Source organism: Micrococcus sp. 2A (assembly GCF_039519235.1).
In the GTDB taxonomy this organism is placed as follows: Bacteria; Actinomycetota; Actinomycetes; order Actinomycetales; family Micrococcaceae; genus Micrococcus.
In genome coordinates, this window is the sequence record NZ_CP154351.1 from 957,820 (window position 1) to 980,439 (window position 22,620).

A 22,620-nucleotide genomic window follows, 5' to 3' on the forward strand; every position below is an offset into this window, starting at 1 on the left:
GTCAGTGCTCCTGGATGAGGGTGGGGATCGCGGGCTCGCCGGACTGCAGCCGAGCGACGTTCGGCGGCAGCTCGCGCAGGGAGGCGGCGTGGCGCTCGGCGGCGCGGGTCACGGCCTCGGGGCCGGTCCAGCCGGGCAGCAGCTCGCCGTCACGGACGAACTCCTGGATGAGCGGACGGTCGTCGGCGTCCGCGTCGGGGCCGCGGTTGACGCCCACGAGCTCGGCGACAGCGCGGCCGCGCGCGTCGCGGCGGCGGGCGGCCTCCTTGCGGCCGCCCAGGGACGCCTTGCCCGAGGAGGCCTTCGCGACGTCGACCCACGCGCCGTCGTCGTCATGGCGGGAGACGAGCTTGTAGACCATGGAGGCGGTGGGCACGCCCGAGCCGGTGACCAGCCGCGTGCCGACGCCGTAGGAGTCCACGGGCGCGGAGCGCAGCGCCGCGATCGCGTACTCGTCCAGGTCGGAGGTGACCAGGATCCCGGTCTCCGTGTTGCCCAGCTCGTCGAGGAGCTCGCGCACGTGGTGGGCCTGCTGCACGAGGTCGCCGGAGTCGAGGCGGACGTTCTTCAGGTCCGGCCCGGCCACCTCGACGGCGGTGCGCACGCCGGCGTCGATGTCATAGGTGTCCACGAGGAGGGTGGTGGCGGCGCCGAGGGCGTCCACCTGCGCCTCGAAGGCGGCACGCTCCGAGTCGTGCAGGAGCGTGAAGGAGTGCGCCGCCGTGCCCACGGTGCGGATCCCGTAGCGGCGGCCGGCCTCGAGGTTGGAGGTGGCCGCGAAGCCGGCGATGACCGCGGCGCGGGCGGCGGCGACGGCGGACTCCTCGTGCGTGCGCCGCGAGCCCATCTCGATGCACGGGCGGCCGCCGGCGGCCGCGGTCATGCGGGAGGCGGCGGAGGCGACCGCGGAGTCGTAGTTGAGGATGGAGAGGAGATAGGTCTCGAGGATGCACGCCTCGGCGAAGGTGGACTCCACCTGCAGCAGCGGGGAGTGCGGGAAGTAGGCCTCGCCCTCGGCGTAGCCCGTGATGTCCCCGGAGAAGCGGAAGTCCGCGAGCCAGGACAGCGTGGCGTCGTCCACCACGGAGTTGTCCGCGAGGTGGTCCAGCTCAGCGGTGGCGAAGCGGAAGCGGCTCAGTCCCTCCAGCGCGCGGCCCGTGCCGGCCACCACGCCGTAGCGGCGGCCGTCGCCCAGGCGGCGGGTGAACAGCTCGAAGCGGCTGCGCCGGTGCGCGGTGCCCGCCTTCAGCGACGCCTGGAGCATGGTCAGCTCGTACTGGTCCGTCATGAGGGCGGTGGGGATGCGCCAGTCGTCCACGCAGGCCTCCACGGAGGCGGCGGGGCGGGGGCTCTTCGCGGTGGTCTCGCTCACGTGGCCACCCTACCGAACGGGGCGGGCGGCCCCGCCAGGGGCACGGGTCCGTAGACTGGACGGCATGCCCGCCCCCGATGCCCCCGCCTCCGGCACGGACACGGCCCTGCTCGAGCGTCCCCGGGAGGACCTCGGCGCGGACCGCCCGTGGAACACGGTGGTGTGGAACGACCCCGTGAACCTGATGAGCTACGTGGCCTACGTGTTCCGCTCCCACTTCGGCTACTCGGCCGCCAAGGCCGAGGCCCTCATGCTCGAGGTCCACGAGCGCGGGCGCTCCGTGGTGTCCACCGGCTCGCGGGAGAGCGCGGAGGTCCACGTGAACGCGATGCACGGGTTCGGCCTGTGGGCGACGCTCGAGCAGGCAGAGGACTGAGGAGGGCCATGGCACAGAGGTTCCGCTGGACGCGGCGCGGCTACGTCGCGCAGCTGGAGAAGCCGGAGGTCCGCCTGCTGCGCGGCCTCGTCAAGGACGTCGTCACCCTCCTGGAGAACCGCCAGGACGAGGTCCGCGCCCACGACGACGCCGACGTCGTCTCGGCCGAGCACCCCGCCGCCGGCGCCGCGGCAGCCTCCGACGCCCCCGCGGCGGAGCAGGCGGCCGCCGCGGACTCCACGGGGAAGGAGGCGGGCCCCGCGGCCGGCCTCTCCGAGGAGGACACCGCGTTCTGGGACCTCGTCGCGGGGCTCCACCTCTCCGCCGACCCGCGGCCGCGCCGCGCCGCGCCGACCGACGCCGCCGTCGCCCGCCTGCTGCCCGAGGCCCTGGCCGACGCGGACCCGGACGAGCAGGCGGAGCACCGCGCGCTCACCGAGGACGCGCTCACCGCCGCCAAGCTCGACGACGCGCGCCGGGCGCTCGCGGCCCTCCAGTCCACGCAGGTCACCCTGCCCCACGCCGACGCGCCCGCGTTCGCGCGGGCCCTGAACGACGTCCGCCTCGTGCTCGCCACGCGCCTGGGCGTGGCCACCGAGGAGGACGCCCGGCGCGTGCACGCCGTGGACGACTGGCGCCGCGCCGAGGACGTCGAGTCCACGATGGCGCTGCTCTACAACTTCACCTCGTGGCTCCTGGAGACCCTCATGGACGAGATGCTGACCGAGCTGCCCGCCGAGGGCACGGACGGGGAGGACGCATGAGCCGGCCCCACGCGGACGCCGCGTCCCCGATCGGCGTGTTCGACTCCGGCGTGGGCGGTCTGACCGTGGCGCGCGCGATCATGGACCAGCTGCCCCACGAGTCCATCCTCTACGTGGGGGACACGGCCCACTCCCCGTACGGCCCCCGGCCCATCGCGCAGGTGCGCGCGCTCGCGCTCGGCATCATGGACGAGCTGGTGGACGCGGGCGTGAAGGCCCTCGTCATCGCGTGCAACTCCGCCTCGGCCGCGGTGCTGCGCGACGCGCGGGAGCGCTACACGGGCCGGCTCGGCATCCCGGTGGTGGAGGTCATCCAGCCGGCCGTGCGCCGCGCGGTGGCCGCCACCCGCAACGGGCGGATCGGCGTGATCGGCACGCAGGCCACCGTGGGCTCCCGCGCCTACGAGGACTCCTTCTCCGCGGCGCCGCACCTGAGCGTCACGAGCGCGGCGTGCCCGCGGTTCGTGGAGTTCGTGGAGGCCGGGATCACCACGGGCCCCGAGCTGCTGGCCACCGCGGAGGAGTACGTCGCCCCGCTCAAGGCGGCGGAGGTGGACACGCTCGTGCTCGGCTGCACCCACTACCCCCTGCTGACGGGGGCCCTGTCCCTCGTGATGGGGGAGGACGTCACCCTCGTCTCCTCCGCCGAGGAGACCGCGAAGGACCTGTACCGGGCGCTCGTGCGCCACGGCATCGAGCACCCGCACTCGGCGGCCGGCTCCGGCCAGTCCGCCTCCCACCGGTTCATGTCCACGGGCGACCCCCGGCACTTCCAGGCGCTCGCCCGCCGCTTCCTCGGCCCCGAGGTGGAGTCCGTGGCCCGCATGGACACGGTGCGGGAGCGCTACCCCACGGCCGCTCTCGCGCAGCTGACGCCCGACCTGATCGCCCGTCTGGACTCCGAACGAAGGGGCACGCCGTGAAGCTGACCATCATCGGGGCCTCCGGCTCCTTCCCCGGCCCCGGCTCGCCGGCCTCGTGCTACCTGGTCTCCGCCCAGGGCGTGGCGGCGGACGGCGTGACCCCGCGGACGTGGCGGATCCTGCTGGACCTCGGCAACGGCTCGCTCGGCGTGCTCCAGCGCTACATCGGCCTCGAGGACCTCGACGGGGTCATGCTCTCCCACCTGCACCCGGACCACTGCATGGACCTGTGCGGCCTGCACGTGGCCATCCGCTGGAACCCGGAGGGCTGGACCGCGGGCCGCGTGCCCGTCTACGGACCGGCCGCCACCGCCGACCGGCTCGCCGAGGCCTACGGGATGGACCCGGATCCGGGCATGCGGGAGGACTTCGACTTCCGCGTGTGGCAGGCCGGGAGCACCGTCTCCTTCGGCCCGTTCCGCATCACCCCCGTGCCGGTACGCCACCCCATCGACGAGGCCTACGCCCTGCGCGTGGAGGCCGACGAGGTGGACGCCACCGGCGCCGTCGTCACCCGCGTGCTCACGTACTCGGGCGACACGGACACGTGCGAGGGGCTGGTGGAGGCCGCGCGGGACGCGGACATGTTCCTGTGCGAGGCGGCCTTCCACGAGGGCCGAGACGACGGGATCGACGGGGTCCACCTGACCGGCCGCCGGGCCGGGCGGATGGCGACCGAGGCGGGTGCCCGCCGCCTCCTGCTGACCCACCTGCCCGTGTGGAACGACCCCCAGCGGGCCGCCGCCGAGGCACGCGAAACGTACGAGGGCCCGCTCGCCGTCGCGGTCTCCGGGCTGAGCTACGGCGTCTGAGGGCCCGCCTAGACTGAGGGGCATGAGCGTTCCCGCACCGAACTCCCGCCAGGACGGCCGCGCCGTCGACGAGCTGCGTCCCATCACGATCACGCGGGGCTGGTCCCGGCAGGCCGAGGGCTCGGCCCTCATCGAGTTCGGGGACACGCGCGTGCTCTGCACCGCCTCCTTCACCGAGGGTGTGCCGCGCTGGCTCAAGGGCGAGGGCACCGGCTGGGTCACCGCCGAGTACGCGATGCTCCCGCGCGCCACCTCCGAGCGCAACCAGCGCGAGTCCATCAAGGGCAAGATCGGCGGGCGCACCCATGAGATCTCCCGCCTGATCGGCCGCTCGCTGCGCGCCGTGATCGACCTGGACGCCCTGGGGGAGAACACGATCGTCCTGGACTGCGACGTGCTGGACGCCGACGGCGGCACCCGCACCGCCGCCATCACCGGCGCCTACGTGGCGCTCGCCGAGGCCGTGGGCTGGGCGCAGCGCCAGGGGATCCTGCGCAAGGACGCCACGGTCCTCAAGGACTCCGTGGCCGCCGTGTCCGTGGGCATCATCGACGGCACGCCGATGCTGGACCTGCCCTACGTGGAGGACGTCAAGGCCGAGACGGACATGAACGTGGTGGTCACCGGCTCGGGGACCTTCGTCGAGGTGCAGGGCACCGCCGAGGGCGCTCCCTTCGACCGCGCCGAGCTGGACGCTCTCCTCGACCTCGCGCTCCTGGGCACCACCGAGCTCGCCCGCATCCAGGCGCAGACCCTCGCCGCGCACGCCGCCGGGGCCGACGCGTGAGCGCAGGGGAGACGACCCGGGTGCCCGAGGGCGCCCGCGTGGTGCTCGCCACCCGCAACGCCGGCAAGGTCCGGGAGCTGCGCCAGCTGCTCGCCGGCGCCGTGCCGGGCCTGGACGTGGACGCCGCCGTCGTGGACGTGGGCGCCGTGGGCGCCCCGGACGTCGTGGAGGACGGGGTCACCTTCGAGCAGAACGCCCTCAAGAAGGCTCGCGCGGTGGCGGCCCACACCGGCCTGATCGCCGTGGCGGACGACTCCGGCCTCGCCGTGGACGTGCTCGGCGGGGCGCCCGGCATCTTCTCCGCCCGCTGGTCCGGGGCCCACGGGGAGGACCGGGCCAACCTCGAGCTCCTGCTCGCGCAGCTGGCGGACGTCCCGGATGCGCACCGCGGCGCCGAGTTCGTGTGCGCCGCGGCGCTCGCGGTGCCCAGCACGCCGGACGCGCGGGGCGTGCACAGCATCCACTTCACCCACGTGGAGCACGGCCGCCTGCGCGGCACCCTGCTGCGCGCGCCCGTCGGGGAGGGCGGGTTCGGCTACGACCCGATCCTGCGCCCCACCGGCCGGGACGAGTCCACGGCCCAGCTCAGCTCCGCCGAGAAGAACGCGATCAGCCACCGCGGCCACGCGTTCCGGGCGCTCCTGCCGTACCTGGTGGACGCCCTGGCCGCCCGCTCGTGAGCGGCGGCCCGGGGGTCCCCGTGGCGGGGCACGCGGGACTGCACTTCACCGCGATCGACTTCGAGACGGCCAACGGCTTCCGGGGCTCGCCGTGCGCCGTGGGCCTCGTCCGCGTGCGGGACGGCCGCATGGTGGAGCGGGCCTCGTGGCTCGTGCGACCGCCGGCCGGCTTCGACCGCTTCGACCCGCGCAACGTGCGGATCCACGGGATCACCCCGGACCAGGTGGGCGGCGCCCCGCGCTTCGCGGAGGTCTTCGACGACCTCGCGGCGTTCGTCGGCGCCGACGTGCTCGTGGCCCACAACGCCCGGTTCGACCTCGGCGTCATCGAGTCCGCCCTCGAGGTCTCGGGCCGCGACGTGCCCACGCTGGACTACGCGTGCAGCCTGATGCTGGCCCGCAGGGCCTACGACCTGCCCTCCTACGCCCTGCCCTCGGCCGCGCGCGAGGCGGGGTTCACGCCGGGCCGCCACCACGACGCGCTCGCGGACGCCGAGGCCTGCGCGGCCATCCTCATCGACGTCGCCCGGCGGTCGCCGGGCACGGAGCAGGCATCGGAGACGGGCACGACGGCGGCCCCGTCCGTCCGGCGCATCGACGCGCTCGTGCGCGACCACGGCCTCGCCGTGGGCCGACTCGAGGGGCGCCCGCACGGCGTCGGTGAGGAGTCCCGGGCGACCCGTCAGGCGCGCCTGACGGCGGGCGTGTTCGACGCGCTCGTGCCCCTGCGGGACGAACGGGAGATGCCCGACTTCATGCGCTGGCCGCAGGAGGGGGCCAACCCCGTGCCGAACCCGGACGCGGACCCCTCCCACCCGCTGTTCGGCCAGACGGTGGTGTTCACCGGCGGGATCGGGATGTCCCGTCAGGCCGCGAAGGAGCGGGCGGCCGCGTTCGGCGCGCAGACCGCCAGTCGCGTCTCGGCGCAGACCACCATGCTCGTGGTGGGCGACGGCTTCGAGGCGTCCGACGTGCTGGGCGGCACCCCGGCGGCGGCCACCCCCGCCCTCACGCACCGCAAGACGAAGGACGCCCTGCGCCGCCGTGCGGCGGGCCAGCCTGTCGCGCTCGTGACGGAGGCGGAGTTCCTGCAGATGCTCGACGAGAACTGGCCCGGCCCCGCCCGCTGACTCGGCGCACCGGACCGTGGGGGAGGGCCGGACGCTCAGGTGGTGGCGGCGCTCCAGCGGCGCGCGGCCTCGATCACCACGCCGCGCTCGGCGATCCACGCGGGCACGCACGCGGCCGCGGCGTCGGAGGCCGGGTCGACGTCGGCCTCCGCACCGAAGACGGCCAGGCCGTGGCGCGCCCCGAGCAGCTGGCCGGCGAGGGAGGCGGTGGAGTCCGAGTCGCCGCCGTGGTTCACGCCGATCCGCAACGCGAGCGCGAGCGCCGCCTCCGGACCGTCCGCGACCCGGTCCGCCACGAGGGCCGCGAAGACCGCGATGGCCAACGCCTCCTCGGCGACCCAGCCCTCGCCGAGCGCGAGCGGCAGCGAACCGGGCGCGCCCAGGTCTCCGTCGTCGCGGGAGGCCGCCTGCGCGAGGCGCTCCGCGGCCTCGAGCGCGGCGGCGGTCTCCAGGCCGTCCTCGCCGGCGTCCTCCACCCAGGCGCGGGCGTGCGCGACGGCGTCGGGGAGCGTCGCGCCGCGCAGCAGGGCGGCGATCACGAGCGCGTGCGTCGCGGCGCTGACCCACGCGGTGGGGTGGCCGTGCGTGAGCACGGCGCCCTGGCGCGCGAACGAGGCGACGTGGTGGTCCTCGAGCCCCGGGACCATGCCGTACGGGGCCGAGCGCATCACCGTGCCGCACCCCTTCGACTCCGGGTTGTGGGGGTCCCCGGGAAGGCCCATGCCGGGATCCGCCAGCCCCGACAGGCACGCGTTGCCCGGGGCCTGCTGGACGCGCAGCTCCTCGTGCTCGTCGATCCACCGGCCGGGCACCGGCGGGGCGCCCGCGGGGAGCGAGCCGCGCTGGGTGGCGTACCAGCGCAGGCATGCGAGCCACACGCACGCGGCCGCGTCCGAGGCCTGGCCGGCGTTCTGCCACTCGATCCACTCGAGGAGGCCGTCGAGCACGTAGAGGGTCATCTGGGTGTCATCCGTGATCGGGAGGGAGCGGGCCCCGTCCAGCGCCATGAGCGCGACCGCGTCCGTCACGCCGGAGGGGCCGAGCTGCGCCGTGATGCCGGACGCGGGCGTGAACTCGACGACGCCGCCGAGCGCGTCTCCGGCCGCGCCGGCCGCGAGGAGGGCGAGGACGCGGCGGGCGTGCTCGTCGGCGGGGAGGGCGGGCGCGGCGGCGGGCGTGGGGGCCTGCTCAGAGGTCTGCTCGGACATGCGCTCATCGTACGAGGCGGACCGGATGCTCCTCCCGTGTCCGGCGTCTTCCTAGAGTGGGTCGCATGAAGCTCCTCCACACGTCCGACTGGCACCTCGGGCGCTCCTTCCACGGCACCGGACTGCTCGACGCCCAGGCTCAGGTCCTCGACGTCCTGCTGGACACCGTCCGGGAGCACCGGGTGGACGCCGTCCTGCTGGCCGGGGACGTCTACGACCGCGCGCTCCCGCCGGCGGACGCGGTCCGGCTGCTCGATCGCGCGCTGAGGCAGATCCGGGCTGCGGGCGCCGAGGTCGTCCTGACCAGCGGCAACCACGACTCCGCGGTGCGGCTCGGCTTCGGCGGCGGCCTCATGGAGGCCGCGGGGGTCCACGTGCGCGCGGACGCGGCGGACCTGGCGCGCCCGGTGCTGCTGCGGCAGAGGCACGACGACGGCGCGCGCGGCGAGGGGGAGCCCGGGCAGACGGTGGCCGTGTATGGGGTGCCGTTCCTCGAGCCACGCCATCAGGGCCAGGCGTGGGAGGTGGAGCCGAACCACACGGCCGTCATGACCGAGGCCGTCCGTCGCATCCGGGAGGACCTCGAGGCCAGGCGCGCCGAGAGCGCGAGCCCGGTCGCGGGCGTCGTCATGGCGCACCTGTTCGCCGCGGGCGGGCACGGCTCGGAGAGCGAGCGGGACATCGGGGAGGGTGAGCACGTCGAGCATCCGGGCGGGACGCCTGAGGCCCTTGTGGGGACGCTCGGCCAGGTGCCGGTGTCCGTGTTCGCGGGGCTGGACTACGTCGCCCTGGGCCACCTGCACGGGCGGCAGCGCCTCGCCGATCACGTGCGCTACTCCGGCTCCCCGCTGCCCTACTCCTTCTCCGAGGCGAACCACCGCAAGGGGGCGTGGCTGGTCACGGTCGAGGGTGGGGCCGTGCGCGCCGTCGAGGCCGTGGACTGGGAGGCCGGCCGCCGGCTGGCGGTCATCGCCGGGCCCCTCGACGCGCTGCTGGGCTCGGCCGAGTTCGCCCACGCCGAGGACCGCTGGGTGCAGGCGACCGTCACCGACGACGAGCGGCCCGAGCGCGCCCTCGAGCGCCTCAAGACGCGCTTCCCGCACGTCCTCGTGTTCCGGCACGAGCCGGCGGGCGGGAGGAGGACGCGCGAGCGCACCTACGCGGACGCGCTCCGCCAGGCCCCCTCGGACCTCGCGCTGACCACCGGGTTCGTGGACCACGTGCGGGAGCGCGCGGCCAGTCCGGCCGAGGCGGCCCTGCTCCAGGACGCCCTCGAGGCGTCGCGACTCGCGGAGGTGCGCGCATGAGGATCCACCGGATGCGGCTGCAGGGGCTCGGCCCCTATGCGGACCGCCAGGACGTCGACTTCGCCGCGCTGAACGCCGCGGGCCTCTTCCTGCTCGACGGCCCCACGGGCGCCGGCAAGTCCACCATCCTCGCCGCGCTCTGCTATGCCCTGTACGGCTCGGTGCCGGGCGGCCGCTTGCCCGAGTCCCTCGTCACCACGCTGCGCGAGCCCGGGGCCGTGACGCCCGAGGTGCTCCTGGAGTTCTCGGTGCAGGGCCGCCGCTTCGAGGTGCTCCGCTCCCCGAAGCACCTGCGGAAGAAGAAGAAGGGTGACGGCCTGACCTCCACGCAGGCCGCGGTGTCCCTGCGCGAGCACGCGGAGGGGGAGTGGGGTGCCCCGCTGACCCGCGCGGACGAGGTGGGCCAGCTGATCGCCTCCGTCATGCACCTGGACGCCGATCAGTTCATGCAGGTCGTCCTGCTGCCCCAGGGCCAGTTCGCGCAGTTCCTCACCGCCACGTCGGACGACCGCCGGGCCCTGCTGCGCCGCCTCTTCGGCACGCAGCGCTTCGACGGCGTCGAGGAGCATCTCAAGGGGGAGGCCTCCCGCCTGGACGGAGCCGTCGCCGCGGACGCCGCGATCGCCGACGCCGCGCGCGCCCAGCTGCGCGACGCGATGCGCGAGGAGCTCGGCGAGGGCTGGCCCGCGCCCGAGCCGCACCCCGAGACGGACGAGGGCCTCCTGGACCTCGCCGTGCGGCGGGCCGATGCAGCGCGGGAGGCGGCCGGAGCCGGACTCACCGCGGCCCACACGGCGGAGCGGGACGCCCGCGCCGCCGTGCGCGCGCTCGAGAGCACGGCGGCCTCCCTCGCGGCCGCGGCCGGATGGACGGACCGTCTCTCCGTGCACGAGGCCTCCGCGCGGGAGACCGGGGAGGGCCGTGCCGCGGTGCTCGCCCATGAGCGGGCGGGCCGCGTGCTCGCCGCGGCCGCGCGTGCCCGGCGCGCCGAGCACGCGGAGCACGCCGAGGGCGAGCGCGCGGCCACGGCGGCGGCCGGGGTCGCCGCCGAGCCGTTGGCCGCCTCGTGGCTCGGCGAGGCGTCCGGGGAGGGCGAGCAGGACGAGGTCGCCGGTGCCACGGTGTCGGTCGCCCGCACCGCGCTGCAGCGGGCGGACCGCGCGGCGGACGCCGTCGAGGCCGCCGTGAAGGACCGCGCCCGGATGGCGAGGCTCGAGGAGGAGCAGGCCGCCGGCGGCGCCCGGCGCGAGGCGATCGAGGGGGAACGTGCGGCGGGGGCTCACGAGCGAGAGGCGCGTTCCACGGCGATCGTGGCCGTGCGGGAGGCCGTCGAGTCGGGTGGGGCCCGGCTCGGCGCCCGCGCGGCCGTCGACCGCCGGGCGGAGGAGGCCCGCACGCGGCGTGCCGCGGCCGGACTGGCGGAGGAGCGTCGTGCCGCCGCCGAGAGGGCCCGCGCCGATCACGAGAGGCTCGTCGCGCGGGAGCGCGCGGCCGCGGAGAAGCACGTGGGGCTGCTGCGCTCGCGCTACGAGCAGGCGGCGTCCGAGCTCTCGGAGCAGCTCGTCGAGGGGGAGCCGTGCGCGGTGTGCGGGTCGCCGGCGCACCCGCGTCCGGCGCCCGCGGCCGCGACCACGGTGACCGAGGCCGACGTCGCCGCCGCGGAGAAGGCACGGGACCGTGCCGGCGCCGCGGCCGCCCAGGCCGAGGCTGCTCGGGAGCGGGCCGAGTCCGCCCTGAGAGAGGCCCGGGACGCCGCCGGCGGGCTCGGCGTGGAGGAGGCCGAGGCGGCCCTGGGTGCCGCCGAGGCCGAGCAGGCCGACCTCGCCGCCGTCGCCAAGGCCCTGGCCGCGGACCGCCGGACCCTGACGAAGCTCGAGACGGCGCAGACCGCGGCGGAGTCGGCGGACGCCGCCCTCGCGCTCGAGGCCGAGCGCCTCGAGGAGGCCACGGCGCGGCGCGCCGAGCGGCTCCTCGAGCTGCGGGCCGCGGTCGAGGCCGCTCAGGCCGACGCCGAGGACCTGGACGTCCGGCGCGGCCAGGTCGGCGGTGCCCGCCGTGCCCTGCGCGCCCTCGCCGACGCGGCCGAGGCGCAGGCGCGTGCCGCCGCCGTGCGCGCGGAGACCGCGGAGGCCCTCGCCGCCGCCCTCGCCGCGGAGGACTTCACCGGTGCCGAGGCGGCGGCGCAGGCACGGCTCGACGACGACGACGCGAGCGCCCTCACCGCTCGGGTGCGCGCGTGGGACGAGGAGGGCTCCCGCCTGGCCGAGCTCGGAACCACCGAGCTCGTCGCCGAGGGCCGTGCCCTCGCCGAGGCCGGCACCGCCGCCCCGACCCAGGAGGAGAGCGCCGCCGCGGCCGAACGCCTCGCCGCCGCCGAGGCGGCCAGCGCGGAGCGGGCCACCGCCGTCGGCAGGCTGGACACCCTGGTGGCGACGGTGCGCCGTCAGTCCGCGGCGCTGACCGACGTGCTGGGCCGCTCCGCGGCGCTCATCGAGGAGCACCGCACGGTCACGCAGCTGCTCGCGCTCGTGCGCGGGGGCGGGGAGAACCGCCTCAAGATGCCGCTGACCAGCTATGTGCTGGCCGGCCGGCTCGAGGAGGTCGCCGCGGCGGCGACCGAGCGCCTGCTGGCCATGACGGATGCCCGGTACAGCATCGAGTACTCGGACGCCGTGGGCGGCCGCGGCAACAAGGGCCTGGAGCTCGTGGTCCGTGACCACTACGTCGACGAGACGCGGCACCCCTCCACGCTCTCGGGCGGGGAGACGTTCATGGCCTCGCTGGCCCTGGCCTTGGGCCTCGCGGACACGGTGCAGGCGGAGTCCGGCGGCATCGAGCTGGACACGCTCTTCGTGGACGAGGGCTTCGGCTCGCTGGACTCCGAGACGCTCGACGACGTGCTGGACGTCGTGGACTCCCTGCGCTCGGGCGGGCGCACGGTGGGGCTCGTCTCCCACGTGGACCGCATGAAGCAGGAGATCGGCGTGCGCCTCGAGGTCCGCAAGGACCGCCGCGGCTCGAGCCTCGCCGTCCACGAAGGGACCTGAGGGAGCCGCCCGACGGGCGAGGAGCCGACCGCGCAGCGGTCGACCCCTCGTCCTGCGCCGTCGCGCGGCGCCTCGGGCACGGTGGCGTCTCAGGCCCGGCGGCGCCGCCGTCCGGCCATCCCGGCCAGCCCCGCCCGGAGGCGGGAGGGCAGGCCACGGCGACCTCCGCCGCCGGAGGCCGAGGAGCCCGCCCCGGCCGAGGACCCCACTGCCGACGAGCCGTCGGCCCCCGGCACCCCGGCCTGGCCGGCACGCTGCCCGGCCGCGGCCCGTTCTGCCTCCGCCGCACGGCGCTCGGCGTCGATCCGCTCCCGCTCCTCGGCCTCGGCCGCCCGGCGCTCCTCGAGCTCGGCCACGCGGCGCCGCTCGCCCCGGGACTCGATCATGCGGTAGAGGACCGGCACCAGCACGAGCGTGAGCAGCGTGGAGGAGACCAGGCCGCCCACCACGGCCACGGCGAGCGGCTGGGACATGAAGCCCGCGTGGCCGGTGATCCCGAGCGCCGTGGGCATCATGGCGAGCACCGTGGCCAGCGCCGTCATCACCACGGGGCGCACGCGGTTGAGCGCGCCGAGCTCGATGGCCTCGTCCAGCGGCATGGCGTGGTCCCGCCGGTACTGGTTGATGAGGTCGATCAGCACGATCGCGTTGGTCACCACGATGCCGATGAGCATGAGCACGCCGATCATGGTGGGCAGGCCCAGCGCGGTCCCCGTGACCAGCAGCGCCAGGACGACGCCCGTGGCGGCGAACGGGATGGACACGAGCAGCACGAGCGGCTGGCGCAGCGAGTTGAACGTGGCCACCAGGACCACGTACACCACCGCGATCGCGGCCAGGAGCGCGAGCCCCAGGTCCCGGAACGTCTGCTCCTGCTGGGTGGCCGCTCCGCCGATGGTGGCCGTGACCCCCTCGGGCAGCTCGAGGCCGTCGAGGGCCTCGCCCACGCCTCGGGAGACCGCGCCGAGGTCCTGCCCCTCCGGCTTCACGCTCACCACGGCGGTGCGCTCGCCATTGGAGGAGGTGACGCTCGCGGGCACCTCGCGCTGGGACACCGCGGCGAGCTCCTCGAGCGGCACGGGGCCCTGCGGGGTCTGCACCGGGACAACGCGCAGCTCGTCGAGGGTCTCCACGGGCTCCGGGTCGCCCAGCCGCACCGTGTACTCCTGGAAGCCGAACCGCACGTCGCCCACCGGCAGGGCCTGCAGCGCACCGGCCACCTGGCCCGAGACGGCCTCCTCGGTCAGGCCCCGCTCGGCGGCGGCCTGGGTGTCCACGTCCACCTGGAAGGTGGGGCGGGTGTCCGAGGCGGGCGTGCTGACCTCCCGCGCCCCCTCGACGCCGCGCAGCCGCTCGGCCACCGTGTTCGCGGCCTCGTCGAGCGCCTCGGGCGAGGACGCGCGCACGGACACGTCGATGTCCTGCGAGCCGCCGGGGCCCTGCTGGCTCGAGAGGGACACCTCGCCCACGCCCTCGAGCGCGGCCAGGCCCTGCCGCACGGTGTCCTGCAGGGCCTCCTGGTCCGCGTCCTCGTCCGTGACCACCGTGAACTGGGCGCTGTCCGCGGCACCGCCGGCGCCGAAGAAGCTTCCCTGGCCACCCGCCGTGAACTGCACGGTCTCCACGCCCTCGGTGTCCATCAGGGACTGCTCGACCTTCTCGGCCGCCGCAGCGGTGGCCTCCAGCGAGGTGCCCCGCCTCTGCTGAGCGGTGACCACGAAGGAGTTCTGCCCGGAGTCGCCGAGCAGGTTGGTGGGGACCAGGGGCAGCAGCGCCGCGGTGCCCGCCAGGAGCACGACGGCGGCCGCGAGGGTGGTCTTGGCGTGCCGCTGGGTCCAGCGCAGTGCGGGGCGGTACGCGTCCGTGAGCCACGAGCGGTGCGCCGTCGGACGGGCGTCGGCGGCCTGGCGCGGCGCGTCCGCGGCACGCCGCGGGGCGCGCAGGAACCACCAGCACAGCACCGGGATGATCGTGAGCGCCACCAGGAGGGAGGCGAGCAGGGCGATCGTCGTCGTGACCGCGAAGGGGCGGAACAGCTCGCCGGCCAGGCCGCCCACGAACCCGATGGGCAGGAACACGGCCACGGCGACGAGGGTGGACGCGGTGACCGCGGTGGCCACCTCCCGCGTGCCCTCGAGGATGGCGGTGCGCCGGTCCTCGCCCAGGCTCAGGTGCCGCCGGATGTTCTCGACGACGACGATCGCGTCGTCCACGACGCGGCCGATCGAGATGGTGAGCGCACCGAGGGTGAGGGTGTTCAGCGAGTAGCCGGCCACGCTCACGCCGATCAGCGCGGCCAGCAGGGAGAGCGGGATGGACACGGCCGTGACGAGCGTGGAGCGGGCCGAGAGGAGGAAGACGGCGATCACGAGGACCGCGAAGGCCAGGCCCAGCATGCCCTCCACGAGAAGGCTGTCGATGGACTGCTGGATGAACGGCGCCTGGTCGAACACGACCTCGAGATGGGATCCGCCGCCCAGGAGGGACTCGAGCTCCGGCATCGCGTCGCGCACCGCCTGGGAGACGGCCACGAGGTCGGCGTCCGGGATCGCCGTGACGGAGAGCGAGAGCGTGTCCGCGCCGTCGGTGCGGGTCACGGAGGTGGGGTCCTCGGCGGCGAGGCTCACCTCGGCGACCTCCGACAGCGGCCGGGGGGTGCCCTCGGAGGAGGCTGCGGGGGCGGCCGGCGCCGCGCCGGTCCCGGGGGCGGTGGCCTCATCGGGCGTCGTCGTGCCCGGGGCGGGCGGTCCGCCGCCCCCGGCGCCGGAGGCCTCGCCCGCGGACCCGGAGTCCGACCCGGAGCCGGGGGTGACGGTCACCTGGGAGAGCTCCTCGAGGGACTCGACCGGGGAGCCGGCCTGGACCGGATAGGTGATCCCGTCCTGCGTGACCTGGCCGATGGGGAACAGGCCGGCGTTCTCCTCCAGGGCCGTGGTGATGTCCTGGGTGGTCATCCCGGCGGCGGCGAGGGCCTGCTGGTCCGGCACGACGGAGACGTACTCCTCGGTGCCGCCGATCACCTGGGCGCCGCGGACGCCGTCGAGCTTCTGCAGGCGGGGCGCCACCACGTCCTCGGCCCGGCGGCGCAGCTCGTTGAGGTCCTCGTCCCCGGAGAGCGCGAGGAAGACCACCGGGAAGTCGGAGACCGACCCCGCGAAGGAGGTGGTCTCGGTCTCCTCCGGCAGCTGGGCGCCGAGGTTGGAGATCACGCGGTCCACCTGGGAGCGCGCCCGGTTGAGATCCGTGCCGTACTCGAAGCGAAGCTGCACGGCGTTGAAGGAGGAGCGCGACGTGGACTGGGAGGACTCGAGCCCCTCGACGGCCTGCAGGGCCGTCTCGAGGGGCTCGCCCACCGTGGCGTCCACCACCTCCGGGCTCGCGCCCGGGTAGGTGGTGGACACCGAGATGACGGGCAGCTCGAGGGACGGGATGAGCTCCCGCTTGAGCTGACCGGCGGAGATGACGCCGAACACCGCGACGAACACGGTGACGAGCGCCACGAGCGCCCGCTGCGACAGTGAGAACCGGGCGAGCGCTCCCATGGTCGGTCAGCCCAGCTGCAGGGTGGCTGCGGTGGCCTCGGTGACCTCGCGGAGCAGCTCCGGCTCCTCGTTGAGGGTGTGGCCCAGCGACGGGATGAGCTCCTTGAGGGTGGAGTCCCATGCGCCCATCTTGGCGGGGAAGCAGCGCTCGAGCAGCTTCACCATGATGGGGGCCGCGGTGGAGGCGCCCGGGGACGCGCCCAGCAGGCCGCCGAGGGAGCCGTCCGCGTGGGTGACGACCTCGGTTCCGAACTGCAGCACGCCGCCGAAGCGGCCCTTCTTCTTCATCACCTGCACGCGCTGGCCGGCGGTGATCAGCTCCCAGTCGGAGCCCTCGGCCTCCGGGTAGAACTCCTGGAGCGTGTCCACCTTCTTGGAGCGCGGCTTCAGCACCTCGGAGACGAGGTACTGCGTGAGCGGGATGTTGTCCTTCGCCACGTCGAGCATCACCGGCAGGTTGTGCGGGCGGATGGAGAGCGGCAGGTCCAGGTAGGAGCCGGTCTTGAGGAAGTTGGTGGAGAAGCCGGCGTAGGGGCCGAACAGCAGGGAGCGCTTGCCGTTGACGAAGCGGGTGTCCAGGTGGGGGACAGACATGGGCGGGGCGCCCACCGCGGCCTGGCCGTACACCTTGGCCATGTGGCGGTTCACCACGGCGTCGTCGGTGCAGCGGAAGAACTGGCCGGACACGGGGAAGCCGCCGAAGCCCTTGGCCTCGGGGATCCCCGAGTTCTGCAGCAGGTGCAGGGCACCGCCGCCGGCGCCGACGAACACGAAGCGGGCGCGGTCCGTGACGGTGGAGCCGGCGGCCTTGTTCTTGACCGTCACCTCCCAGCGGCCGTCGGTGCCGCGCTCCAGGCCGGTCACCTTGTGGCCGAAGCGCACCTCGGCACCGTGGGAGGCCATGCTCGTCACGAGCTGGCGGGTGAGGGAGCCGAAGTCGACGTCGGTGCCGCCGGCCACGCGGGAGGCGGCGACGCGCGGGCCGGCGGGGCGGCCCTCCATGAGCAGAGGGGCCCACTCGGCGATCGTCGCCGGGTCCTCGGTGTGCTCCATCTGCGCGAAGAGCGGCTCGGCGGACATGGCCTCGTAGCGCTTGCGCAGGTAGTCGGCGTGGTCGTCGCCCCACACGAAGGACATGTGCGGCAGCGGGTTGATGAAGGACTTCGGGTCCTTGAGCGTGCCGTCCTTCACGAGGGCGGACCAGAACTGGCGGGTCAGCATGAACTGCTCGTTGATGCCGAGGGCCTTGGAGACGTCCACCCGGCCGTCCTTGCCCATCGGGGAGTAGTTCAGCTCGCACAGGGCCGCGTGGCCCGTGCCGGCGTTGTTCCACGGGTCGGAGGACTCCAGACCGGCCTGGTCGAGGTTCTCGTACAGGGCGATGGACCACGTGGGCTCGAGCTTCTGGAGCATCACGCCGAGGGTGGCGGACATGATGCCGCCGCCGATCAGCACGACGTCGTGGGTGGTGGAAGAGGTGGTGGACACGGTCTACTCCTGGGACAGATCGACGGTGGTGGGGCACCGCGGGTCCCTCGGTTCTGCGGGGGGCCGCGGGTCGATGCCGCGGTGGCCCACTCTACTACCGGACGCCCCCGCTCCGGGTGCGTGGGCCGAGGGGGTCAGGCGTCCGTGACGCCGATGCGCGCGAAGGGCTCGTCGAGCTGGGGGGAGGTCGGGTACGAGGCCACCCTGGGCCCCGTGGCCAGCGCGGAGATGGGGTAGACGAGCGGCAGGGCGGGCAGGTCCAGGGCCATCGCACGCACGACGCCGCGGTGCAGCTCGCGGCGTCGGTCGTCGTCGGGCTCCGCGGCGGCGGCCGCGAGGTCGCGCGCCACCCGGGGATTGACGTAGTTGGTCTCGGCCCGGCCCGAGCGGACGAACGGCTCGAGGAACGCGTGGGGGTCGCGGTAGGCGCCGCCGCGGCCCATGAGGTGGAACGCCCGGGCGGGCCGGGAGACCACGGCCCGCAGGTAGTCCTCGTCGTCCGGGACCGGCACGGGGGTCACCGTGATCCCCACCGCGCCCAGGTCCGCGGCGACCATCGCGTAGACGCGCTCGGGCTCGGGCAGGGAGGGGCGCCCCGTGGCCAGGGGGTACAGGAACTCGAGGGGCTCGCCCGCGTACCCGGACATCTCCCGGAGACGCTCGGCGCGGTCCGGATCGAGGTCGTGGTGCTCCGCCTCCTCGTCGCCGACGCCGAGGGCCGGCGGAACGAGGTCGTGGGCCTGGGCGGTGCCCTCGAGGAAGACGTCGCTGGAGGCCAGCCGCCCGCGGTCCACCGCGTGGGCCACGGCCTGGCGCAGATGCTGGGAGCGCAGCTGCGGATGGGCCAGGTTCATCCCGAGGTAGAGCACGGCCAGGGGATCGCGGGGGAGGACCTGCGTGCCGGCCTCCACGAGGGGGCGCAGCTGGCTGGGGGCCACCACGTCGATCACGTCCGCGGTGCCCCGGCGCAGCTCCCGCAGGCGGGTGCTCGCCCGGCCCCACGCGTGCACGGCCACCGGCCCCGTGGCGGGCGCGTCCCCGCGGTGGCGGTCGGCGGGCATGAGCAGGGTGACGTCGGCGGGGTCCGCGGCCGCCGGCTCCCGCGCCGCGTGCGCGGCGGCCTCCTCGGCCGTGGCCCAGCGGAAGGCCCCGGTGCCCGCGGGGGTGACGACGTCGGCGTCCCCCACCCGGACCGTCCGGTCCCACGAGCCGGGGGAGGAGATGGCGAAGGGCGGGGAGCTCAGCGCCGCGGGGAGGTGGTGGAGGCGGGAGCGCAGGCGCAGTCGGACGGTCCGCTCGTCGGGCGTCTCGACGCCCGCGAAGGCGGTCTCCTCGGTCCCCGCGTGTCCGCCGAACGCGGACACGAACGGGGAGGGCATCGCGACGGTCCCGTCCACGGGGGTCGGCGGCGTGGACCAGCGCGTGACGTTGGCGGCCACGGCGGCGGCGTCGCACGGTGCGCCGTCCTCGAAGACCACGCCGTCGAGGAGGCGGAACTCGTGGGTGAGGCCGTCGTCCGAGACCGTGTGGGACTCCACGAGCTGGGGGGTCGGGGCCCCCGTGTCCGGGTCCACGCCGAGCAGCGTCTCGAGCACCTGGCGGGAGAGGCGGAAGGTCTCCGCGTCCCAGGCGCCCGCGGGGTCACGCGTGAGCGGGCGGCCCGGCGCGCCCACCACGAACGGCCGAGGGACCGCGGGGGCTGCGGGCGCCGCGGACGGGACGGTGGGGGTGGACGCGGCAGGCGTGGCCGGGGCCTCCCGCGCGCACCCGCTCAGGCCCACGCCGAGCGAGGCCAGGCCGAGGCCCATGAACCCGCGACGGCTGAGCTCCATGTCCGTCTCCTCGTGTCAGTGCTGTGCGGGCGGGGGGACTCGAACCCCCACGTCCTTCGACACTGGAACCTAAATCCAGCGCGTCTGCCAATTCCGCCACGCCCGCCTGCCCCGCTCCTCGGGGGCGAGCTCAGATCCTACCGGCCGGTCCCTCAGTCGGTGACGCCCAGGAGGCGCCGCAGGCGCTCGACGTGGCCCGTGGCCTTCACGTTGTACAGCGCGTGGACGACCCGGCCGTCGGGGCCGACGACGACGGTGGAGCGGATCAGGCCCTCGTAGACCTTCCCGTAGTTCTTCTTCTCCCCCCACGCGCCGTAGGCCTGCGCCACGGCGTGGTCCTCGTCCGAGAGGAGCGGGAACGTGAGCTGCTCCTTCTGCGCGAAGCGGATGATCTTGCCGATCGGGTCGGGGGAGATGCCGAGGACCACGTGGCCGGCGCCGGCGAGGGAGGCGAGGCTGTCGCGGAAGTCGCACGCCTGGGTGGTGCACCCGGGCGTGGAGGCCGCCGGGTAGAAGTAGACGATCGTGCTCTTGCCCGCGCTGTCGCGCAGGGAGACGGGGCGCCCGTCCTGGTCCTGGAGGGTGAACGCCGGGGCGACGTCGCCGGGCTGGAGGCGGGAGGAGGTAGCGTCGGTCATGCCGCCCACGATAGGCGGGGCGCCCGCGCGGAGGCGAGCGGTCCGCGGAGACGACCCGCGGAGACGAGAAGGCCCCGTCATCGCGGCGGCGATGACGGGGCCCTCTCCTTCTGGTGCACCCCCCGGGACTCGAACCCGGAACCTGCTGATTAAGAGTCAGATGCTCTACCAATTGAGCTAGAGGTGCAGGCGCCGTACGGCCTTCCGATTCTCACCGGCGCGCCGTGCAACGAGTGGAAACCCTACCAGGTCTTCGGGGCGCCGTCCAAGCCTGGGTCGGGCGTGACCGCCTCCGCCGGGTCCGAGACCGCATACAGCCGGTCCAGCTCGTCCATGAACGCGGTCATGAATCCGTGGAAATCCGCGGCGTCCGCGCGCTGGTCGAGATCTGCGACACCGTCCTCGGTGAGATCCCCCACAGGGACACGCGCGTGCTCGGACACGTCGAACCACGTGCGGAAGCCGGTGACGGTCTCCACCTGGTAGCCGGAGCCCGTGTCCGCCACGGTCGCCACGTTGTGCAGCCCCACCGTCACGGGGTCCGGCTCCTGCGGCGCGCGGAGCACCGGCTCGGTGGCCGGGTCCACAGGGCAGAGGACCATCTCGAGAGGCACGTGGCGGTAGCCGATCACGAGGGGCGTGGAGGAGCCGGAGGGCTGCCCGTACACGAGGTTGTAATCGCCGTGGTTGAACACCCGCGCGTCGAATGCGGCGCGGAGGCGGCGCATGAGGTGGGGGGAGTCCATGTGTCCCACGCTACGCGTCGCGGCAGGAGGGCGCCACGTGAGGCGTCCGAGCGGAACCCCTCCGCGTCGTGTCACATCGTGACCCGTCCCATGGCCGGCGGGCCCGCCGTCCCTAGACTGCGCCCATGGAGAACACCGAGGCCCAGGGCTCCGCAGCCCCCGTCAGCACCGCCCCCGCCACGCCCGCCCCGGACATGAAGCCGCGCTCGCGCGACGTCACCGACGGCATGGAGCGCGCCGCCTCGCGCGGCATGCTCCGCGCCGTGGGCCTGGGCGACGACGACTTCGCCAAGCCCCAGATCGGCATCGCGTCCTCCTGGAACGAGATCACGCCGTGCAACCTCTCCCTGGACCGTCTCGCCCAGGCGGCCAAGGAGGGCGTCCACGCCGACGGCGGCTATCCGCTCGAGTTCGGCACCGTCTCCGTCTCGGACGGCATCTCGATGGGCCACGAGGGCATGCACTTCTCCCTCGTCTCCCGCGAGGTGATCGCCGACTCCGTGGAGACGGTCATGATGGCCGAGCGCCTCGACGGCTCGGTGCTCCTGGCCGGCTGCGACAAGTCCCTGCCCGGCATGCTCATGGCCGCGGCCCGCCTCGACCTGGCCAGCGTGTTCGTCTACGCCGGCTCCACGATGCCCGGCCACGCGCGCCTCTCCGACGGCACCGAGAAGCAGGTGACGATCATCGACGCGTTCGAGGCGGTCGGCGCGTGTGCCCGCGGCCTCATGAGCGAGGAGGACCTGCTGCGCATCGAGAAGGCGATCGTCCCCACCGAGGGCGCGTGCGGCGGCATGTACACCGCCAACACGATGGCCTCGATCGGCGAGGCGCTCGGCATGTCCCTGCCCGGCTCGGCCACGCCGCCCTCGCCGGACCGCCGCCGCGACGACTTCGCGCGCCGCTCCGGCGCCGCCGTCGTCCAACTCCTGCGCCTCGGCATCACCGCCCGGGACATCATGACGAAGGAGGCGTTCGAGAACGCCATCGCCGTGACCATGGCGTTCGGCGGCTCCACGAACGCGGTGCTGCACCTCCTCGCGATCGCGCGGGAGGCCGGCGTGGACCTCACCCTGGACGACTTCAACCGCGTGGGCGACCGCGTCCCGCACATCGCCGACCTCAAGCCCTTCGGCCGCTACGTGATGACGGACGTGGACCGCGTGGGCGGCGTGCCCGTGGTCATGAAGGCGCTGCTGGACGAGGGGCTGCTCCACGGCGATGCGCTCACGGTGACGGGAAAGACCCTTGCCGAGAACCTCGCCGCCCTGGCGCCGGACCCCGTGGACGGCACCGTCATCCGCCGCATGGACGAGCCCATGCACCCCAACGGCGGCATCGCGGTCCTGCGGGGCAGCCTCGCCCCGGAGGGCGCCGTCGTGAAGTCCGCCGGCTTCGACGCGGACGTCTTCGAGGGCACCGCCCGCGTGTTCGACCGCGAGCGCGCCGCCATGGACGCCCTCGAGGACGGCACCATCGCCGCGGGCGACGTCGTCGTGATCCGCTACGAGGGCCCGCGCGGCGGCCCGGGCATGCGGGAGATGCTCGCCATCACCGGCGCGATCAAGGGCGCCGGCCTCGGCAAGGACGTCCTGCTCCTCACCGACGGGCGCTTCTCCGGCGGCACCACGGGCCTGTGCATCGGGCACATCGCGCCCGAGGCGGCCGACGGCGGGCCGATCGCCCTGGTGCGCGACGGCGACCGGATCCGCGTGGACATCGCGGGCCGGACGCTCGACATCCTGGTGGACGCGGCCGAGCTGGAGGCGCGCCGGGCGGACTGGACGCCCGTCCCGCCGAAGTTCACCACGGGGGTGCTGGGCAAGTACGCCAAGCTCGTGCACTCCGCGGCCGAAGGTGCGTACCTGGGCTGAGGCCGGAGGCCTGAGGCCTGAGGCCTGAGGTGGGCGCGGGCGCGCGGGTGCTGCGGCATGGACGCCCGGGGGGCGCCGCGTGGGCCACGTCTCA

17 protein-coding genes and 2 tRNA genes are annotated in these 22,620 nt (G+C 74.8%); 10 read left to right on the forward strand and 9 right to left on the reverse strand.

The genetic code is table 11. The features are described 5' to 3' along the window. Position 1: 1 nt before the first annotated feature. Entirely contained in the window at positions 2–1,330 is a 1,329-nt protein-coding gene (locus AAG742_RS04470; protein WP_298713469.1) for a nicotinate phosphoribosyltransferase, read from the reverse strand. A 106-nt stretch (positions 1,331–1,436) separates the two neighbouring features. Here AAG742_RS04470 and clpS point away from each other — a divergent pair, with 106 nt between their 5' ends. The 7 genes from clpS to AAG742_RS04505 are packed head-to-tail and all read left to right on the forward strand — an operon-like array spanning position 1,437 to position 6,844. Next, positions 1,437–1,748, forward strand: coding sequence for an ATP-dependent Clp protease adapter ClpS (gene clpS / locus AAG742_RS04475; RefSeq protein ID WP_248115145.1), 312 nt, complete (start codon positions 1,437–1,439; stop codon positions 1,746–1,748). 8 nt (positions 1,749–1,756) lie between these two features. Next, positions 1,757–2,512 carry a DUF2017 family protein gene (locus AAG742_RS04480; RefSeq protein WP_248115144.1) on the forward strand — a complete coding sequence of 252 codons (756 nt, stop codon included), beginning with the start codon at positions 1,757–1,759 and terminating at the stop codon, positions 2,510–2,512. Then, positions 2,509–3,435: a glutamate racemase gene (murI, locus tag AAG742_RS04485; protein WP_248115143.1), complete on the forward strand. Its 927-nt coding sequence runs from the start codon at positions 2,509–2,511 to the stop codon at positions 3,433–3,435. Before AAG742_RS04480 ends, murI begins: the two co-directional genes overlap by 4 nt. Continuing rightward, positions 3,432–4,247: an MBL fold metallo-hydrolase gene (locus AAG742_RS04490; protein WP_248115142.1), complete on the forward strand. Its 816-nt coding sequence runs from the start codon at positions 3,432–3,434 to the stop codon at positions 4,245–4,247. The genes murI and AAG742_RS04490 overlap by 4 nt, the downstream gene beginning before the upstream one ends. Before the next feature lie 22 nt (positions 4,248–4,269). After that, the gene (gene rph / locus AAG742_RS04495; protein WP_248115141.1) at positions 4,270–5,034 is read left to right on the forward strand and encodes a ribonuclease PH; all 765 of its coding nucleotides are present in this window, start codon (positions 4,270–4,272) and stop codon (positions 5,032–5,034) included. Further along, positions 5,031–5,714 carry a non-canonical purine NTP pyrophosphatase gene (locus tag AAG742_RS04500; protein WP_298713015.1) on the forward strand — a complete coding sequence of 228 codons (684 nt, stop codon included), beginning with the start codon at positions 5,031–5,033 and terminating at the stop codon, positions 5,712–5,714. Before rph ends, AAG742_RS04500 begins: the two co-directional genes overlap by 4 nt. A 20-nt stretch (positions 5,715–5,734) precedes the next feature. Next, entirely contained in the window at positions 5,735–6,844 is a 1,110-nt protein-coding gene (locus tag AAG742_RS04505) for an exonuclease domain-containing protein (RefSeq protein WP_343282347.1), read from the forward strand. Positions 6,845–6,879: 35 nt separating this feature from the next. Here AAG742_RS04505 and AAG742_RS04510 read toward each other — a convergent pair whose 3' ends face one another. Continuing rightward, positions 6,880–8,052, reverse strand: a complete 1,173-nt coding sequence (locus AAG742_RS04510) for an ADP-ribosylglycohydrolase family protein (protein WP_298713069.1) — start codon at positions 8,050–8,052, stop codon at positions 6,880–6,882. Between the two features lie 65 nt (positions 8,053–8,117). On the opposite strand from AAG742_RS04510, the gene AAG742_RS04515 reads away from it, so the two are divergent. Both AAG742_RS04515 and AAG742_RS04520 read left to right on the forward strand, forming a co-directional pair. Continuing rightward, positions 8,118–9,359, forward strand: a complete 1,242-nt coding sequence (locus tag AAG742_RS04515) for an exonuclease SbcCD subunit D (RefSeq protein ID WP_298713072.1) — start codon at positions 8,118–8,120, stop codon at positions 9,357–9,359. Further along, complete coding sequence (locus AAG742_RS04520) at positions 9,356–12,406, forward strand: SMC family ATPase (protein WP_298713075.1); 3,051 nt, start codon at positions 9,356–9,358, stop codon at positions 12,404–12,406. The genes AAG742_RS04515 and AAG742_RS04520 overlap by 4 nt, the downstream gene beginning before the upstream one ends. 89 nt (positions 12,407–12,495) lie before the next feature. Here the strand turns inward: AAG742_RS04520 and AAG742_RS04525 are convergent, their stop codons facing one another. The 7 genes from AAG742_RS04525 to AAG742_RS04555 form a co-directional block, all read right to left on the reverse strand. After that, positions 12,496–15,948 carry an efflux RND transporter permease subunit gene (locus AAG742_RS04525; RefSeq protein WP_298713078.1) on the reverse strand — a complete coding sequence of 1,151 codons (3,453 nt, stop codon included), beginning with the start codon at positions 15,946–15,948 and terminating at the stop codon, positions 12,496–12,498. A 6-nt stretch (positions 15,949–15,954) separates the two neighbouring features. After that, a complete protein-coding gene (locus tag AAG742_RS04530; RefSeq protein ID WP_298713081.1) occupies positions 15,955–17,436 on the reverse strand; it encodes a malate:quinone oxidoreductase in 1,482 nt (493 codons plus the stop codon). 134 nt (positions 17,437–17,570) lie between these two features. Beyond that, complete coding sequence (locus AAG742_RS04535; protein ID WP_298713084.1) at positions 17,571–19,268, reverse strand: ABC transporter substrate-binding protein; 1,698 nt, start codon at positions 19,266–19,268, stop codon at positions 17,571–17,573. Positions 19,269–19,292: 24 nt separating this feature from the next. Next, positions 19,293–19,374 (reverse strand) — tRNA-Leu (locus tag AAG742_RS04540). Positions 19,375–19,420: 46 nt separating this feature from the next. Next, the gene (gene bcp / locus AAG742_RS04545; protein ID WP_248115133.1) at positions 19,421–19,906 is read right to left on the reverse strand and encodes a thioredoxin-dependent thiol peroxidase; all 486 of its coding nucleotides are present in this window, start codon (positions 19,904–19,906) and stop codon (positions 19,421–19,423) included. Positions 19,907–20,017: 111 nt separating this feature from the next. Next, a tRNA-Lys gene (locus tag AAG742_RS04550) sits at positions 20,018–20,093 on the reverse strand. Positions 20,094–20,148: 55 nt separating this feature from the next. Next, positions 20,149–20,652: a hypothetical protein gene (locus AAG742_RS04555; RefSeq protein WP_298713087.1), complete on the reverse strand. Its 504-nt coding sequence runs from the start codon at positions 20,650–20,652 to the stop codon at positions 20,149–20,151. A 194-nt stretch (positions 20,653–20,846) separates the two neighbouring features. On the opposite strand from AAG742_RS04555, the gene ilvD reads away from it, so the two are divergent. After that, on the forward strand, positions 20,847–22,526 hold the full coding sequence (ilvD, locus tag AAG742_RS04560) for a dihydroxy-acid dehydratase (RefSeq protein WP_298713473.1): 1,680 nt from the start codon (positions 20,847–20,849) through the stop codon (positions 22,524–22,526). Positions 22,527–22,620 lie beyond the last annotated feature (94 nt).